Origin of the sequence: Leptolyngbya sp. FACHB-8, from assembly GCF_014695575.1 — a bacterium.
Classification (GTDB): Bacteria; Cyanobacteriota; Cyanobacteriia; order Elainellales; family Elainellaceae; genus Vacuolonema.
Window position 1 is genome coordinate 119,505 of sequence record NZ_JACJOO010000067.1, and the last position, 16,973, is coordinate 136,477.

Sequence of the window (16,973 nt, forward strand, 5' to 3'; positions counted from 1 at the left end):
GAAATAGCGACCAACACGCTTCAACCCCGGACTCCAAATCTTTAGGTTGTCCTGTATCCAAGGTTGTATCCCCAAATCCATCTCAATTAAGGTTTTAAGTTCATGACAGCCCTTCTCCCAAATGATGCGACGCTCTGGTACACCCTTCCCGCCGACAAAGCGGTTGAAATACTCCAAAGCGATCGCCAACTGGGTCTTACATCGGCAGAAGTAGCCGAGCGTCAACAACTTTTCGGCCCGAATGAGCTCGAGGAATCCGGGGGGCGTAGTTCGTTCAGCATTCTGATTGATCAGTTCAAAAACATCATGCTGATCATGCTGATCGTGGTGGCGCTCATCTCCGGGATAATGGACTTGATTGACCTGCGTCAGGGGAATGTCAAAGCCAACGATATTCCGTTTAAGGACACCATTGCCATTCTGGCGATCGTGTTCTTGAACGGTCTTTTGGGGTACATGCAGGAAAGCCGGGCCGAAAAAGCATTGGCAGCCCTGAAAAATTTGTCGTCGCCCAAAGTGCGAGTGAACCGGGATGGTCGGCTCGCTGAAATTGACTCTAAAGATCTGGTACCCGGGGATGTGATGCTACTGGAGGCCGGAGTGCAGATTGCCGCCGATGGCCGGTTACTGGAGGCCAGTAGTTTACAGATCCGGGAGGCGGCCCTGACGGGTGAGGCCCATGCGGTTACCAAGCGGGTCGATGTAGATTTAGGGCCTGATACTCCGGTGGGCGATCGCCTCAACGCCGTGTTTCAGGGCACCGAGGTTGTTAATGGTCGGGGCACTGTGTTGGTCACCAACACAGGCATGAAAACGGAGCTTGGCAAAATTGCCACCATGTTGCAGTCGGTCGAAACGGAACCGACCCCTCTGCAACAACGGATGGATCAGCTCAGTAAAGTGCTCGTGACCGGGGCCATGCTTCTGGTAGGCGTGGTGCTTGGTGTCGGTTTACTCGTCTCTGGCTGGGGACAGTTCCGCGAACTCTTAGAAGTCTCTCTGAGTATGGCGGTGGCGGTGGTTCCCGAAGGTTTACCGGCTGTTATCACGGTCACTCTAGCCATTGGGACTCAGCGCATGGTGCGCCGCCATGCTCTCATTCGTAAGTTGCCTGCGGTGGAAACCCTGGGTTCAGTGACAACCATCTGCTCTGACAAAACGGGTACTTTGACCCAGAACAAAATGGTGGTGCAAGCGGCTCACCCCATTAGCGCATCCACCAGTATCACAGGTCACGGTTACATCCCAGAGGGCGAGTTTCAGCGAGATGGTCAGCGGATTGATCTTCAGAGCGATCGCGAACTCAACGCTCTGTTGGTAGCCTGTATGCTCTGCAATGATGCGGTATTGCAGAAAGAAAATGGTAACTGGATCATTATTGGGGACCCGACCGAAGGTTCCTTAGTGGTAGCCGCCGCAAAAGCCGGAATTGATCGTCATCTATTGGACGATAAGCTGAAGCGGGTTTCTGAGTTTCCCTTCTCCTCCGAGCGGAAGCGCATGAGCGTTATGGTCGAGACAGGGGGCACTGGCAAAGAGGCCGCTCTGGCCCTCCTACCCAACCGAGATAACCCCTCACCTTACACTCTCTTCTGTAAGGGTTCGCCAGAACTGGTGCTGGAGCGCTGCACACTCATCTTTAAAGGCGATCGCCCCCAACCCATCACCGAGGAGCAACGCCAACAAATTCTCGAAACCAACAACCGTCTTGCTGGCAAGGGTCTGCGGGTATTGGGCTTTGCCTACAAACCCCTGAATCAACTTCCCCCAGATGGTTCTGAAGCCGAGACAGAACAGAGCATGGTTTGGCTGGGTCTGGTGGATATGCTCGACGCCCCTCGTCCTGAGGTGCGAGATGCGGTGGCTCGCTGCCGCACAGCCGGGATTCGTCCCATCATGATTACGGGTGACCATCAGTTGACGGCTCAGGCGATCGCGGAAGACCTGGGCATTTCTCAACCAGGCGATGCGGTTCTGACAGGGCGCGAACTGGAAAAAATGAGCCCGGAAGACCTGGATCAGGAGGTGAAGCGGGTCAGCATCTATGCCCGAGTCTCGCCAGAACACAAGCTGCGGATTGTGCAGTCTCTCCAGCGGCAGGGCAAGATCGTCGCCATGACCGGAGACGGGGTGAACGACGCTCCCGCTCTAAAGCAAGCCGACATCGGGATTGCCATGGGTATTACGGGAACCGATGTGAGTAAAGAAGCCAGCGACACCGTATTGCTGGATGACAACTTCGCCACGATCGTAGCGGCTGTGGAAGAAGGCCGCGTAGTTTATACCAACGTTCGCCGCTTCATCAAATACATTCTGGGTTCCAACATTGGGGAAGTGTTAACGATCGCCGCCTCTCCCCTTCTGGCGGCGGGCGGTGTGCCTCTGACCCCACTTCAAATTCTCTGGATGAACCTGGTGACCGACGGTCTGCCTGCCCTCGCTCTAGCAGTTGAACCCGCCGAACCCAACGTCATGAACCGCCCACCCCACGATCCTCAGGAAAGCATTTTTGCTCGCGGGTTAGGAGCTTATATGATTCGGATTGGGATTGTATTGGGGATTATTGCGATCGCCTTGATGACGATCTCCTACTACTACACCACTCAACTGGCAACCGATGGCGACCCCGAGCGCTGGAAGACCATGGTGTTCACAACCCTTTGTATTGCTCAGATGGGCCATGCCCTGGCGATTCGCTCCAATACTCAATTGACCATCCAGTTGAATCCCTTGTCGAACCCCTATGTACTTGCGGCTGTTACCCTGACAACACTCCTGCAACTAGCCTTGATCTACGTGGAGCCCCTGCGCAACTTCTTTGGAACGCATTTGCTCAGTGGCACAGAGCTGATGATCTGTCTTGGATTTAGCGCACTGATGTTTGTTTGGGTCGAGATGGAGAAGTTATTCATCCGGTGGTACCACACCCGCAAGCATAGCTAACTCAAAGAGGGTGGAAGCGTTGCTTCCACCCTCTTTTTCTATGAGGCTGCGACATTGAAATGGCCAGCTTCACAGTTCACAAAAACCAATTACAGGCCAAATTCCAGTACCCTGATAGGGTTGCGCTCACCCAATATTGTCTGTTTCGGCCCGGGATGTTTCTGAAAACCCTTCATCTGCGGCAGTTCCGCAACTACCACGATCAGTTTGTGCAGTTTTTGGCACCCAAAACCATTCTCCTAGGGGAGAATGCTCAGGGGAAGTCAAATCTGCTGGAGTCGGTGGAGTTGCTGGCAACATTGCGATCGCACCGAGCCAGCCGCGATCGTGATCTGGTTCTGGAGGGGTGCGAGGAGGGCCGCATTGCCGCCACCCTGGAAAAGGAGACGGGTCCTGTGGACCTGGGGGTCGTGTTTCGGCGTAGCGGTCGTCGTACTCTCGTCGGTAATGGGCAAACGTTCAAGCGTCAGATCGACTACTTAGGAATCTTAAGTGCGGTTGAATTTTCCAGCCTGGACCTGGAATTGGTCCGTGGCGGGCCAACCTATCGCCGCAACTGGATTGATACCCTTTTAGTGCAACTGGAGCCAGTCTATGCGCATCTGTTGCAGCAATACAATCTGGTGCTGCGTCAGCGCAATGCTCTCTTGAAGCAGCAGAGCAAGCCCGAGGATATTCGCAAGCCTGATACGACAGAGTTAGCCGTTTGGGATGCACAACTCGCGACTTTGGGCACTCGGGTGATCCGACGCCGGGCTCGGGCGATCGCCCGCATTGCCCCGCTAGCAACGGTCTGGCATGGAAACATCAGCGATCAGCGAGAACACCTCCAGGTGGCGTATCAGCCCAACGTAGCGGCGGAAACCGATGACCCCGAGCAGATTCGGCAGGCATTTCTGGAGCGCATTCAGGAGCGGGCGATCGCGGAGCAAGTTCAGGGCACCTCTCTCGTGGGCCCGCATCGAGATGAAATTGAGTTTTCCATCGACCATACGCCTGCCCGCCAGTTTGGCTCTCAGGGGCAACAACGCACCCTCGTTCTCGCCCTCAAACTCGCCGAACTGAAGCTGATCGAGTCTGTCATTGGAGAGCCACCGCTGTTGCTGCTCGATGATGTGTTAGCAGAACTCGACCTCAATCGGCAGAACAAACTCCTGGATACAATTCAAGATCGGTTTCAAACCTTGATTACGACAACTCATCTGGGTTCATTTGATGCGCAGTGGCTCCAGTCATCGCAAATCTTGACCGTCAACCACGGTGGGGTCTCCATCCAATTTTAATTTCCAGACTTCTGTAATGCTGTGCGCATTGATTAAGTAAGGTAGGGTGGGGCACTTCGTGCCCCACCCTACCTTTGTTGTACTTAACGCACTTACACATCGATATATAGCGCTATGCGTTTAGGTCATGTTGCAAACGTGTGGATGGAATGTGATGTGCGGCGCGCATCACACCGACACGTAAGGCCTGAAGTCTTGTAAAGCGAATTAACGAATGAGTTGTGTCACCCACTCGTCACCATTCTCCTCAGAAGCCAACTGAAGACGAGCTAACCGCCAGGTTTTGCCCTCCACCTGGCGTTGCAGATACACCTCGAAGGGATTGCGGCGTTGCACCAGGGTGCGATCGGGATAGGTGAGTTTAAGGGTATAGCTACCTTCTACGCGATAGCCTTTGAGCCCATTAATTCTGAGCGGTTGGCGGCTGTCAATTTTAACGCTGTCAAGGTTGAAGGAAGGCTGTGCAGCAGCGGGAACGCCCAGTTGTTGAGCCAGTTCGATCTGGGTTTGGCTGAATTGAAGGGCGATCGCCTTCTCCACCAAACTGCTATCGGGCAACCGCCCTCCACAGCTGGTCAGCAACACAGCCAGCAACACAACCAGAACGACGCGGAGCACAGGGTATTTCATACAGCTTCAACGGCAGAAGGGAGAGCCAGAATTCCCGTTCTTTCCTTACAGTACAGCGTGACAGCACAGCGTGGGCGATCGCTTTCACCATCAGATTGCGTAAGGCTACAGGAGAGCGATCGCCCCATCTCGCCGCGAATCTCCTGCGGCTTCCAGGGTGCCATCGGGTGCTTGACTGACGGCATGAACCCCACCAAAGAACATATTGCTGGCAGCCCAGGCATTGACTTCCTGGTCAAAGGGAAAGTCTGAAAGGGGCTCCAACTCCAACCCAAAGCCAGGTTCCAGGCTAAATACTCCATTCTCCCAATGAATGCGAGGGCTTTCGACGGCGGCTTCGACCTTCATGCCAAAATCTACTAAGTTACTCATCACCTGCAAAATAGCCGTACGGATGCGGTTCGAGCCACCAGAACCAAGAACAAGCTCGGGTTGGCGATCGCGCAACACAATCGTCGGCGACATCATCGAGGAAATCCGCACATTCTCCTGCCACTGGTGAAACCCCGTGGGGTGCAAATCCTCTTCGCCCAGCATGTTGTTCAGCATTACCCCCGTTCCAGGAATGCTGTAACCGCAACCTTCACCATTAGAGCCGGTGAGACTGGCCGCATTACCTTCCCCATCAATAACGCTGATATGGGTCGTACTTCCCCACTTGTTGACGCTGCCAGTCAAGGCGCGGGCGTAGGTGTGTAAGTGGTTGGGGGAAAGAAAGCGTTCGGCGACATCGGGGGCGTAGAGTTGGCGATCGTAACCATCAGCGCGGGCCTGATTGGTAAGGCGCATTACCTGGGCCAGGGTGGTGAGATGCTCCAGCGAGCCAAAGGGCATTGCAGCCAGATCAATCTGGGAGAGTAACCCCAGCGCGAAGGCGATCAGCGTACCACCCGAACTGGGGGGTGGGTTGGTCAGAAGGGTGTTACCGCGATAGTCGGCAACGAGGGGCGATCGCTCAATGACGGCATAGTCCTTCAAATCCGCCAGAGTCAGGAATCCGCCTTTTTCCTGGCAGGCGCGCACCAATTGCTGAGCGGGTTCTCCTTCATAAAATCCTCGCGCGCCCTCAGCCACCAAAAATTCCAGGGTATCCGCTAGGGCTGGAATGCGTAGAATATCTCCCGGCTGTAGCCCCTTCCCATTCGGCACCAGAATCGGCCCCATCTCGGGACAGGCGGCCAGGATAGGGGTCAAAATGCTAAAGCTGTAACACTGGAACGGGGTCATCTCTACCCCAGTACGAGCGTAATGGATCGCAGGAGCAGCAACGGTCGCTAATGGTAACCGTCCCAACTTCTTATGAACATGCAGTAAGCCTTTCGCGACACCCGGAACCGCTGCCGACCCTAACCCAATATGGAACTCCTGGATCACACTTCCAAAGTTGACATCCACTGGATAGAAGTCTGGATGAAGAGTATTCCGTTGCTGAGGGGTTTGGGTGAAAAAGTCGAATAATGTGTTGTGATGGTCGCTGGTATGAGCCAGCAGAAAACCACCGCCCCCCAAAGAAATTAACGCGTACTCAGCTACACAGGCTGCCAGAGCCGCTGCCACTACAGCATCAAAGGCATTGCCTCCCTGTGCCAGAATTTCCATGCCAGCTTCGGCAGTTTTGCGGTGTCCGGCGGCGATCGCCCCACGGGTTTGAGTCATGGCAGACGGCAGGCGTTGAAGATTTGTCTCAATAGCTTACTTCGTCTAGACACGATGTGAATCATGACCATTGATATCAAATCTGGTTGAAGAAGCATAATTTTCAACCAGGGATCAGATGACTTAGGAGGTTTATGAGAAACAATATCCCCATTTTTTGGAAAAGGACGCGGCGAAGCCGCGTCCTTTTTCCAAAAAATGGAGAAGTTCTTTTCTGGACTCCTTAGCTGTTTTGGATGTGGTGAATCAACGCAAAAAATAGAGCCAGGTTGGGAAAGGTATCGCGAGGTTGAAGGCTCCATTCCTTAGAATCTGGAGTTTGGACTAATTCTGCCTGCCGCGCAGCAGGCTTTCGGGTTTTGCTTCGCTGAAAAGCTAACTACGCAAGCTCTTCAGCGAAGCAAAACCCAATTTAGTCAAAGTCGAGTTGCTGCATCTTCCGCATCTATACAGGTGCTCAGAAGCGCATGAATAAATAACTTTGAAAGCAGACTTAAGAAACCGGGTGTTTTTAGAAACACCCGGTTTCTGAGCTTATTTCAACAACACATTAGCTAAACGATTACTGTGCTGGGGGAGTCGCTGTTTGATTACCCAGCTGAACATTCGGTGTTTGTATGTTCGGAGCCATTTGACCATTCCATTTTTCAGCGCGCAGCCGTTCAATTTCTAGCCGTTCCCGTTCCAGCAATGCCGGTGTGATGGAGCGGCTGAGAATAGCATTGGCTTCGGCTTCAGCCTGGGCTTCGATGCGACGCACATTAGCGCTGGCAGTAGCTTCAGCCACTTTCGCCTTACCTTCAGCTTCCGCACGGGCGGCATTGGCCCGTGCCGTTTCAGCATCCTGCTGAGCTTTGAAAGCAGCATCGATGGATTCTTGAATTTGAGGTGGCAGCACAGGGGGATTTAGAAGCGAAACTTCTTTAATCTCCAGTTCAGGAAACTTCCCCTGCAAACAGGTCAACAAAGGCTCCTGAAAACCAGAAGGATTGGTTGCAATCTGTACTGGAGACGTTCCAGCAGCACTCTCATTCGCACAATCGCGCAAAGCATTACGGAGCGCCCCCGCATTAAAGGCATCGGGGTCTACCCGGTAGTTGCGGAAGAATTGGTGCAAGTAAGTGTAATCGGGCTTGGATGCCTCGATAGGCTCAATGCGGAAGCGATAGGTAACCCCTAAATCCATCGACGCTTTGGAACCACCCACTGAAAAAGCGACAGTATCAGCATCGGCAAACTGATAGGTGCGGAAGAAAACGGGGTACTCGTACAAATCCTGAGTGACGGGGTTGTAGGTGACGCGTCCACCATTGTATAGAGTGGCATTTTGAATCCCTCGCTCATCCCCATAGTTATCCACCAGCAAACCTGAATAACCAGGGTCAATCCGGGTACCAAAGACCGCTGTGCATCCACTGCTTAATAGCAAGAAGCTGGATACACCAACCATCATCCACTTTGATTTCATGCTTTTGTCTCTATTGCAAACAAAGACTGAATAACTTCAAAATCGTCGCCCTCCTGAATGAGGGAAAAGACGCGATCGACTTTGTATGGTTCTAAAACAGGCAGCTTTAACAATTCGCCTTTATGAGCTGAGATGCCTGCCCGTTGAAGGCGATGGGAAAGCCGAGATACGTAAATCTGGTGGCTCCTCACGAGATAGAGCCAGAGAGCAGAGCTGCCAAGGGTGGTGCTGTATAGCAACAGCCCGACCCAGAGATGCGTGGCATTAATTAACTGGCTGCCATAGAAGAAGGAACAGATCCATAGGCCAATACTGAGGGCGAAACAGGCTCTATTTTTGACAATCCGCGTCAGCTGCATGGGTAATCTCCTGGCAATGACTACACCTTCCCTGGCAGCTATTGCGGACGGTAAAACCAGATACTGGATCGAACTGTGAGTTGGCAGACACCGGATGTTCTTAAGGATTGTGTATTAAATAACCTGTAATTCTTTTTGTGAGAGGGGCGGCGAAGCCGCCCCTCTCACAAAAAGAATTACAGGTTATTTTGTTTTTGATCCTAAGAAACACCCGGTGTCTTGAATTTAGCCTTCGCTGATGAGGTTCAGCAACTCGTTTGTAGACATCTTGCCGCTGATGTCGGCACCTTCTAGCAAGCTGTCGGCCAGGTCGCGTTTTTGACGGTGCAGGTCCACAATCTTGTCTTCAATGGTGCCCTTGGCGACAAGGCGGTAGATAGTGACCGGGCGTTGTTGGCCGATGCGGTGGGCGCGATCGCTCGCCTGATCCTCCACAGCCGGGTTCCACCAGGGGTCCATGTGAATCACATAGTCGGCGGCCGTCAGGTTGAGACCTGTACCGCCCGCCTTCAGGCTAATCAGGAACACATCCCCTTCACCTGCCTGGAACGCATCCACCCGCTTCTTGCGCTCCTTCGCCGGGGTGCTGCCGTCGAGGTATTGGTAAGAGATCTGATGCTCATGCAGATAATCGCGGATGATGTGCAGGTGATCGACGAACTGGCTGAACACCAGGGCTTTGTGATTGTTGGAGAGCAGTTCCGAAAGCACCTCGCCAAATAGCTCCAGCTTGGAACTGTTTACGGGGGCATTGGGTATCACCAGACGGGGGTTGCAGCAAGCACGACGCAGCTTCATGATTTCTGCAAGAACCTGCAAGTGCTTAGCTCCGGCCTCAGCGGTGCTCTCCCGGAGCTTCTCCACTGCTTCCCGACGGAGAGCTTCATAGAACGCCATCTCGTCAGCACTCATCTCCACGTGGAGCAGAATTTCCGTACGAGAGGGCAGTTCTTGCAACACCTGGTTTTTGGTTCGGCGCAGGATGAACGGTTGAATTAATTTTTTCAACTGAAGGCGAGCTGCCTTATCTTGATACCGTTCGATGGGAGTGGCGAAGCGTTCATTGAAGCGCTCCAACGACCCCAACAAACCCGGATTGATGAAGCGGAACAGGTTCCACAGTTCCCCCAGGTGGTTTTCGATGGGGGTACCCGTGGTAATGATCTTGAAGCCACCCTGAAGGCTCATCGCCGCCTGCGATCGCTTCGTGTTCACGTTCTTAATCGCCTGGGCCTCATCCAGCACAATGGTTTGCCACTGGGTTTTCGCCAGCATTTCCGCGACATCATCCTGCTGCAACAGGCCGTAGCTGCAAACCAGCATGTCAAAGGGTTGCAAGTCGCTGAGAACTTTTTGGCGATCGCCGCCGCCCAACTGAATCGGGTTCAAGGTCGGTGCAAACCGTTGCGCCTCCCCCATCCAGTTCATGCAAACGGACGTGGGAGCCACAATCAGTGTCGGGCCTTGAGGAGCGCGAGTGAGGATGAGGGCAAGAGCCTGGAGCGTTTTTCCTAGGCCCATGTCGTCAGCAAGACAGGCACCAACACCCCAGTGAGCCAACTTCGCCAGCCAGGTGAAGCCATCCACCTGGTAATCCCGCAGTTCCGCTTGCAGGGTCGAGGGCAGTTGGGGGTGAAACTCCTGCATATCGCGGAGTTTTTGAAGGTGGTTTTTCCAGTGTTTGTCGGTTTTGAGGTCGCCCACTTCCTCCATAAAGTCGGTGAGGGCGATCGCCGCCAAGGGGTGAAACCGCGCCTTATCCCCCTGCATATCTGAGAAGCGGCTAAACTCATCCAGTCGCTTACGGAAAGCTTCCGTCAGGGCGAGAAATTGCCCATCGGCCAGGGGAATGAAACGTCCAGGGGTAGTCGCCATCAACTCCATCAGGCGCTTCATATCCATCACCTGACCATCAGGTAGCTGCAACTCACCGCTGGCCTCAAACCAATCCCGCTGTTGCTGAATTTTGAGTTTGAAGCTGCCAAAACCGACGGTCTGGGTCACACGCAGACGTTCGCCTTCCGGCCATTCCAGGATGGCGCGATCGCCCACCTGATGCAGCTCCGTCAGCAACTCCAGACAATCCTCCGGAGCGGGTAGAATCCATTCCCCATTTTCCTCTTCAAACCGTTCCAGCGTTGCGCAAATGGCGATCACCTCTGCGGCTCGTTCCCGTTCCTCTGCTAAGTCGCGGGTTGTTTGCAGGCGCTTGCCGTCAATCTCACCGATTACTGTTGCGCCACCGCTTCCGGGCCGGAAGTAAGGGCCGCTCTCCCCAAAGGGGCGCGTCATTAAAGCCATCTTCAACCCTTCCCCAATGGGCAACAGGTGAATGTGGGGAATACTCACGGCAGGCACGGACTCAACATCGGATACGCCACCGCCCACATCCGAGTGAACGGTCACGATATTTGATACGGCATTAATTGCCGACAGCACGCCCTCCTCCGCTGCCGCTGGAACGTCTAGATGATTCCGGGAGCCGATAATGGTGGCAATCTGGCGATGGTCAGCGGTAATGTCTACCACCTTAAACCGCGTCGGAGTTTCCTTGACCAGGGCCACATCCGCTGCGTGATCGTAAATGGGCGGGGAGAATTGTAGGGTGAGGCGCTCACCCTTCTCATCCCGCTTCACAATCAGCTCGGGTTCGCCCTTGACAATTTCTACACGGATTTCAGGTGCTTCCTCTAGATAAACATGGGGGTGTCCAACCAGAGCTACGATCGCCCGTTCTCCAAACTGGTACTGGCCCTGGTAGTTGTAGGAATAGTCCACCTCCAGGTGAGCACAAACTTGATGATCCTGCGGGGTCAGGTAATCCATATCTCGGTTTTCCCGCAAACGCTTGAGGGCAATGGGGCGGCCTCGGCTCCACACACCCTTTGCATTCACCTTCTGTTCGCGGGGCTGAATTAGATAGTTTTCACTGGAGTCATAGGTGAGGAACCAGGCCAGCCTCATCGGAGCTGGAGGCTTGGCGGCGACCACGGGTTGGTATCGCAGATTGACCAGGGCTTGCAGCGACAATTCCCACAACTCCCGGAAGGGCACGGCTTCGACCAGGGTTGGCCCATAGCGCTCGGGCTTGAGAATTTCTGCTTGAACTTTAAAGGTACTTTTCGGTTTCAGGCGAGCCAGCATTTGGGCGGCTTCCCAGGCCATCCAGGTATATCCTGACTCTGCCGCTTGCTTATAAAGCGGCTCGAGGAGACGCGTCAGGACTCGCTTCGATCCTTCAGAGTCAACCCAGTAAAGGCACAGGCATTGCACCAGGGTTTCCAAACTGTGCCCCTGGTTATAGGGTTCGATTTCCTGGCTCTGAAGGCTGTCCCGATGGCTCAGGTTCCCCCGTTGTAGCTGGATGACGTGGTACAGCGAGATGCAAGCGTTTTTCAGCCAATGTTTCGGATATTTGGTAATCAGGTTGGCATGGTTGGCGGCCAGCTCCAGCGATGGGGGGGTATTTTCCTTCAGATGGGTGAGGATGTAAACCAGATCTCCCAGGCCACTGAACTCCTGCGGGTCTCCATAGACTACAGTGCGGGAAGTTCCCGCCTTCTTGATGCGGCGCGCGGCCTCCTCGAAGCGAGCGATCGCCTTCTCTTGTTCGCCTTCAAAGAAATGGAGGGTAGCGTAGGCGATCGCCTCCTGCTCCCCTGGCAACCCTCTGGCAGAGCCTAGAACCTGCCGGGCTCCGGCCAAATCTCCTCGCAAGACTAACAGGTCTACCGCCTGTAACCGGAGATCAGAGGAGCTCCGGCCATCGGGTTTTTCCCACTCGGCCTGTAGCAGCTGTAGCGCTTCTTCCAGGGGTTGCAACTGCAACGCCGCCTGGCTCAGCAGGGATGTCATCACCGTTTTGAACAGGTCGGCTGGCAATGTGTTGATCCAAGCAGGGTCAAACGGATTGCTGCAAATGCGCCGAATAATCTCTTCCAGGGTCAACATCGTGCGGCGCGGATTGCCATAGATGCCGTATTTCAGGTAACTCTCGTAATAGCGCTCAGCTACCTTCAAATTTTGGCTATAGAAGCTAATCCGGACCTGACGGATCAGTTGATCGGGGCTGTTGAAATAGTAGGGGCCGTTTTTCCCGTAGGCATGAATCGGCAGGTTGTCTTGAACGGCGTTGGCCAGAGCATCAAACCGCTTTGCTTTCAAGGCATCTCGCGTAGCCACTTCGATCAGAAGCGGATGACAGCGCGGATCTTGATCTTTGTCGTCAATGAGCAGTTCAGCGGCTAATAGCTGATTCAGCCGTTCTAACAGAAGATTTTTGTTGACGGGCTTGCCTTTGGAATCTCGAATTCCTGTGTTTTGGAAACAAGTGGTAAACACCGAGCGACGCATGGGCTCGTAGGCGATCGAGAACAACTGGACGATGCACTGATCAAGCGGAGACAATGCTCGATACTGTTTGACCAACTGCTCACGAATGGCTTCGATCTCAGCGTAAGACTGGGGCATGGGCGATCGCTGGGGTTTTGTACCCGATAGCAACAACAGACGAGCTGGTTCACAACTCGCAATCTCCTATTGTGGCGTACTTCTCCCTGTTATGACAGTCATTCGTGCAGTCAGTTATTCTTTTAGGGGTGTGCAGCCGCACGAATCTGAGTCCAGAGGGTATTTTCAAGTGCTGCGGTGTGGCACCCGAAAACAGTCTGAACTGAGGTGGATGGAGAGTAGGGGATTCGAACCCCTGACCTTTGCGGTGCGATCGCAACGCGCTACCAGCTGCGCCAACTCCCCGGAATCTAGCTATATTAGCAGCTTTGCCCAATCCCGTGTACGGTAGTGTTTTAGACCTGTGGATGGGGTGGGGTGAAAGGGGCATGACGTGCCCCTTTCACCCCACCCCATCCACGGGTTTGAACCATGGGTGCATCCCACTGTAAGTGAAGTGGGCTTTGCCCGCTTCACTTACAGTGGGGTGCACCCTGAACCATGACCCCATGTACCATTGCCGTAGAGGCCGTTAGGCAACGGCTGGAGCCTTTGTATCTCCAGCAAACACCCGCTTAATGCGATCCAGCTCCAGATCTGTGAAGTAGTCTACCGCCCAGTTGGATTGGCGCTGCATCATGTGGAAAGGGTAGGTGGTTGCTAACCCGACGACCTGCATCCCTGCCCGTTTGGCGGCCTCAATGCCGGGGAATGTGTCTTCGATGACCAGACAATTGGCGGGTTGCAGCTTGAGGTTGGGAAACGTTTCATTGAGCCGCTCTACAGCCAGAAGGTAGCCATCGGGCTCCGGTTTACTGGTGGTGATGTCGTCCCCCGCCACAATGACCGAAAAGTGCTCGGCTAGATGTAGGCGATTTAACACCATTTCAATTTCTGCCCGCATCGCTCCGCTGACAACGGCCATAGGTAAATGGGCCGAGCGAATTTGATAGATAAAGTCTTCCAGGCCGGGATAGGTGGGAAGCTTTTCAATTTTTTCCAGCTCCGCCTGGTAGTAGAGGGATTTTCGGGCCATCAGCGTGTTGAGCTGCTCCTCTGTGACGACGCGCCCACGGCGATTGAGGAGTTCTACCAGACAGGCGCGATCGCTCCGTCCCAAACAGATCTCCCAGAACTCCCCAGGCTTGGCCCGCAGGTTTTCCTCCAGGAGAATTTTCTCCAGCAGTTTGTCGTGGAGCGGTTCATCGTTGATGATGACGCCATTAAAGTCAAACAGAACTGCCTTGAGCATGGGTTTGTTGGGTGACTATCGGAACGATTGGGCTGTTATTGATCTTTTCGAGTTAGGGGGTGTTTGTCAAATGAGTGATGATCCTTGTCTCTCTTTTATATAGGAGAGAGTGGAGGGCGATCGCCCTCCACCCCTCAGCCGATTCCAGGCAGGAACTGGGTCTTTCAGACATTGCCCGTGATTGACTGAACTCACTTCGTAGGAACCCTACATTCAAAATTTAGCCAGGAACCCACTCCGCCGCGATCGTTGGCGTTTCAAACTGAATGCGTTGATAAGAGAGAGGTTTAAGGCCACGGGTCACTTGATGCAACATCCACACCGGCTCAGTGCGTATATCCCCGAAACCGGCAGCTCCCATCCAGGCATCCAGGCTTCCTGCTGCATAGTCCTGGATGTAGGGTTCCTCAAAGATCTGTGTTAGCCAGAGGGTGTTGCGGAGGGTAGATTGGCTACCATCCAGCACCAGCATCTCTCCGCCCGAACATAGGAGTCGTAAGGCTTCCTTCAAAATGGCCTGGGTCGCGGCCAGGGGCGTTTCGTGAAACAGCAGGGAGGCCGTAACCAGATCAACGCTGTTGTCAGGGAATGGAACCTGCTCGGCGTTGCCATGAATCCAGCGGATGTCCAACTGGGCCGCTTGCGCCTTGTCTGCTGCCGCAACCAGCATGTAGGGCGACAAGTCTATCCCAATTACCTCGGCATCGGGAAATGCCTGCTTCAACAACAGTGTGGTGGAGCCTGTACCACATCCCAAATCCACAATCCGGCGAGGTTGACAACGAATATGGCGAAGCAGATCTTGGCGTACCCAGGCTTCGTTGGGAGGCAAGAAGTATTGGGTAACGGCATCGTAGGTGAGCGCGGCCTGAAGGTTTAGATAACCTCCTTTGATGCCATGAAAATTCTGCGACTCGTAGTAATCGGGATATTGAATCGTAGGATTGCGCAGGCGATCGCTCTCCGCTTCCCAATCTTTGCCCCGGTAGTAAGCCATTAAGGCATTCTGGTCGAGCAAGACATGCTGAAATAGCGGAGACAGGTACTTCTCAAAGAGGGTTTCTTTAGAATCTGTCATAGAAAAATAAGGGGTGGGAGGGACCTTCTATTGGTTTTAAACATTTCTGGAAAGGAATGCCAGTTTAAGGCTATTTCATTGGATGCGATCGCCCCTCATTGCACGACCAGTTGAGGCACTCCACAAAGCAAGCGTAACGTTCAGCGCATTAGAACAACTAGAGTGGTAAGTCTATCGCAATACTTTTAGTGGAAGGTCAATGTACAAATCATTCAGTAGTTCTATAACCGAATGGCACTGACATACAAGATTTAGATCTCTGCTTCTTCCCATAAAACCAGAAATCTAGTTATTGAGTTCAATACAGCGTTAACCAGTCAGTTCAATACCCTAAGCTCTTTAAAAGATTACTCTTTTTGATGCCAGGGAAGAGACAAGAAAACAATAGTCTAACTATTTAGCACAAATCATCAATACATCAAAATTCATTCCCACAAACCATTCCAATACTTCAGATTAAATAGCAAAAAGATGAAATAGGCGATCACTGAAACTAGCCAGCTAATCACTTGCCGAATAGAAATATATACGGAAGTACAGCAAAGAAATATAAGAGAGGATAATGAAAGGAATAAATTTTAAGAGAAAAAAGAAGGGGATGCAATCACCTTTACACATGTCGACATCAAACAAAATAACGACATCAAGTAAATGAATATGTCGTTGCAATATTCAATATTGGCAGCATGATATTTATCCTCATTGAATATGATCTCGTTATGAGAAGAGGAGATAATCAAAGCTGGCTTTTTGCAAGCTGGGTATGCAAATATGCTGCTGTCCTGGATTATCAACGCGATTCCTTGAGGCGATGTTTCAGACAGCTTCCTAAAATTTTGTGGATGGGGAAATAACTTAGCCATCGCAGAATCGCCCTGGTTTGATGAAGATTTGATTTTGAATCATCAATCCAGGAACCATATTACTGACTGGTAAACCTTTCAACTTGTTAAAGGTTTAGTTTGTAATGCTATAGGATTCTGTATATCTGTGTGAAGTTCTCAAGTACCTATGTAAAAACTCTGCGACAAAGATTGCTTTTATAGTGATCACACGGAAATGTTTGGGTACTCTGAATCAGGAGCCACTCCACAGCGCTCTTCTTCAGAAAATTTAGGATAACTGATGTATGCCAGCTACCACAGCAGCAGTCAATCTAACTGAGTTACAGAGTACAACCCGCATCCTTCTCACACTCTGGGAGTTAGGAGGAGTAGGAGGTGAGGTTAGGCGCGGAGAACTGACCAAGCGGGTGGTTCAAAAGGGCAAGAAGAGTACGGATTATAAGAATGTCCTTGATCAACTAACAGACGATGGGGCGATCGCCGTCACTAAGAACACGATCTCTTTATCTGATAAGGGCGTAGAATTACTCAGCCAAAATTTAAAGAATGCTGATTTTGCCTTTTCGTCTCAAGTCGGGGCAAAAACAGCCAATGCATTGCTGAAGTGGGTGCGTGAAATGGGTACAACCAGCCCTAGCACTAACGGTAAAGTGCATACAAACGGAAAGGTTGTAGAAGATGCGATCGCCTCTTACGAGGCTTTCAAACCTGTTGTACTAGAAGTATATGATCGCCTCAATCGTGACTTTAATCATGAAGATCTAGTCCCTATTTACCGAATTCGTCGAGAAATTGGTGAACAGGTTTCCCGCTCTCAATTTGATGAGTGGTTGCTGGAGATGCAAAGTGGCGACATTTTGCAGCTGATTGGTGGGGAAATGCCAGATATTACTGCTGACAAGGCTCAAGACTCCATCAAGACAGCATTAGGGGGAGTACGCTACTACGCTAAACGACTGTAAGCGTTTGTTCATTAAGCTACGACTCCCAATCCCTTAACTCGTTTCTAA

The 16,973-nt window shown here is 52.5% G+C and carries 11 protein-coding genes and 1 tRNA gene; 3 read left to right on the forward strand and 9 right to left on the reverse strand.

The window, feature by feature from the left end; all coding sequences use genetic code 11:
• Positions 1-102: 102 nt before the first annotated feature.
• Positions 103-2,943 carry a cation-translocating P-type ATPase gene (locus tag H6F91_RS17645; RefSeq protein WP_190774824.1) on the forward strand — a complete coding sequence of 947 codons (2,841 nt, stop codon included), beginning with the start codon at positions 103-105 and terminating at the stop codon, positions 2,941-2,943.
• Between the two features lie 155 nt (positions 2,944-3,098).
• Positions 3,099-4,226, forward strand: coding sequence for a DNA replication/repair protein RecF (gene recF, locus H6F91_RS17650; RefSeq protein ID WP_190774903.1), 1,128 nt, complete (start codon positions 3,099-3,101; stop codon positions 4,224-4,226).
• Between the two features lie 207 nt (positions 4,227-4,433).
• Here the strand turns inward: recF and H6F91_RS17655 are convergent, their stop codons facing one another.
• The 9 genes from H6F91_RS17655 to H6F91_RS17695 all read right to left on the reverse strand — a co-directional run bounded on the left by H6F91_RS17655 (position 4,434) and on the right by H6F91_RS17695 (position 15,118).
• Positions 4,434-4,856, reverse strand: coding sequence for a hypothetical protein (locus H6F91_RS17655; protein WP_190774823.1), 423 nt, complete (start codon positions 4,854-4,856; stop codon positions 4,434-4,436).
• Positions 4,853-5,020 (reverse strand): hypothetical protein, encoded by a 168-nt coding sequence (locus H6F91_RS17660; protein WP_190789421.1) that lies wholly within the window; start codon positions 5,018-5,020, stop codon positions 4,853-4,855. The genes H6F91_RS17655 and H6F91_RS17660 overlap by 4 nt, the downstream gene beginning before the upstream one ends.
• Positions 4,962-6,512, reverse strand: a complete 1,551-nt coding sequence (gene ggt, locus H6F91_RS17665; RefSeq protein WP_190774822.1) for a gamma-glutamyltransferase — start codon at positions 6,510-6,512, stop codon at positions 4,962-4,964. Before ggt ends, H6F91_RS17660 begins: the two co-directional genes overlap by 59 nt.
• Before the next feature lie 562 nt (positions 6,513-7,074).
• A complete protein-coding gene (locus H6F91_RS17670) occupies positions 7,075-7,980 on the reverse strand; it encodes an SPFH domain-containing protein (RefSeq protein ID WP_190774821.1) in 906 nt (301 codons plus the stop codon).
• On the reverse strand, positions 7,977-8,339 hold the full coding sequence (locus H6F91_RS17675) for a hypothetical protein (RefSeq protein ID WP_190774820.1): 363 nt from the start codon (positions 8,337-8,339) through the stop codon (positions 7,977-7,979). The genes H6F91_RS17670 and H6F91_RS17675 overlap by 4 nt, the downstream gene beginning before the upstream one ends.
• Positions 8,340-8,564: 225 nt before the next feature.
• Positions 8,565-12,809 (reverse strand): DEAD/DEAH box helicase, encoded by a 4,245-nt coding sequence (locus H6F91_RS17680; RefSeq protein WP_190771664.1) that lies wholly within the window; start codon positions 12,807-12,809, stop codon positions 8,565-8,567.
• A 212-nt stretch (positions 12,810-13,021) separates the two neighbouring features.
• Positions 13,022-13,094, reverse strand: a tRNA-Ala gene (locus H6F91_RS17685).
• A gap of 226 nt (positions 13,095-13,320) precedes the next feature.
• Complete coding sequence (locus tag H6F91_RS17690) at positions 13,321-14,040, reverse strand: HAD family phosphatase (RefSeq protein WP_190771665.1); 720 nt, start codon at positions 14,038-14,040, stop codon at positions 13,321-13,323.
• 220 nt (positions 14,041-14,260) lie between these two features.
• Entirely contained in the window at positions 14,261-15,118 is an 858-nt protein-coding gene (locus tag H6F91_RS17695; RefSeq protein ID WP_190771666.1) for a class I SAM-dependent methyltransferase, read from the reverse strand.
• A gap of 1,129 nt (positions 15,119-16,247) precedes the next feature.
• Here H6F91_RS17695 and H6F91_RS17700 point away from each other — a divergent pair.
• Entirely contained in the window at positions 16,248-16,925 is a 678-nt protein-coding gene (locus H6F91_RS17700) for a hypothetical protein (protein WP_190771667.1), read from the forward strand.
• Positions 16,926-16,973 lie beyond the last annotated feature (48 nt).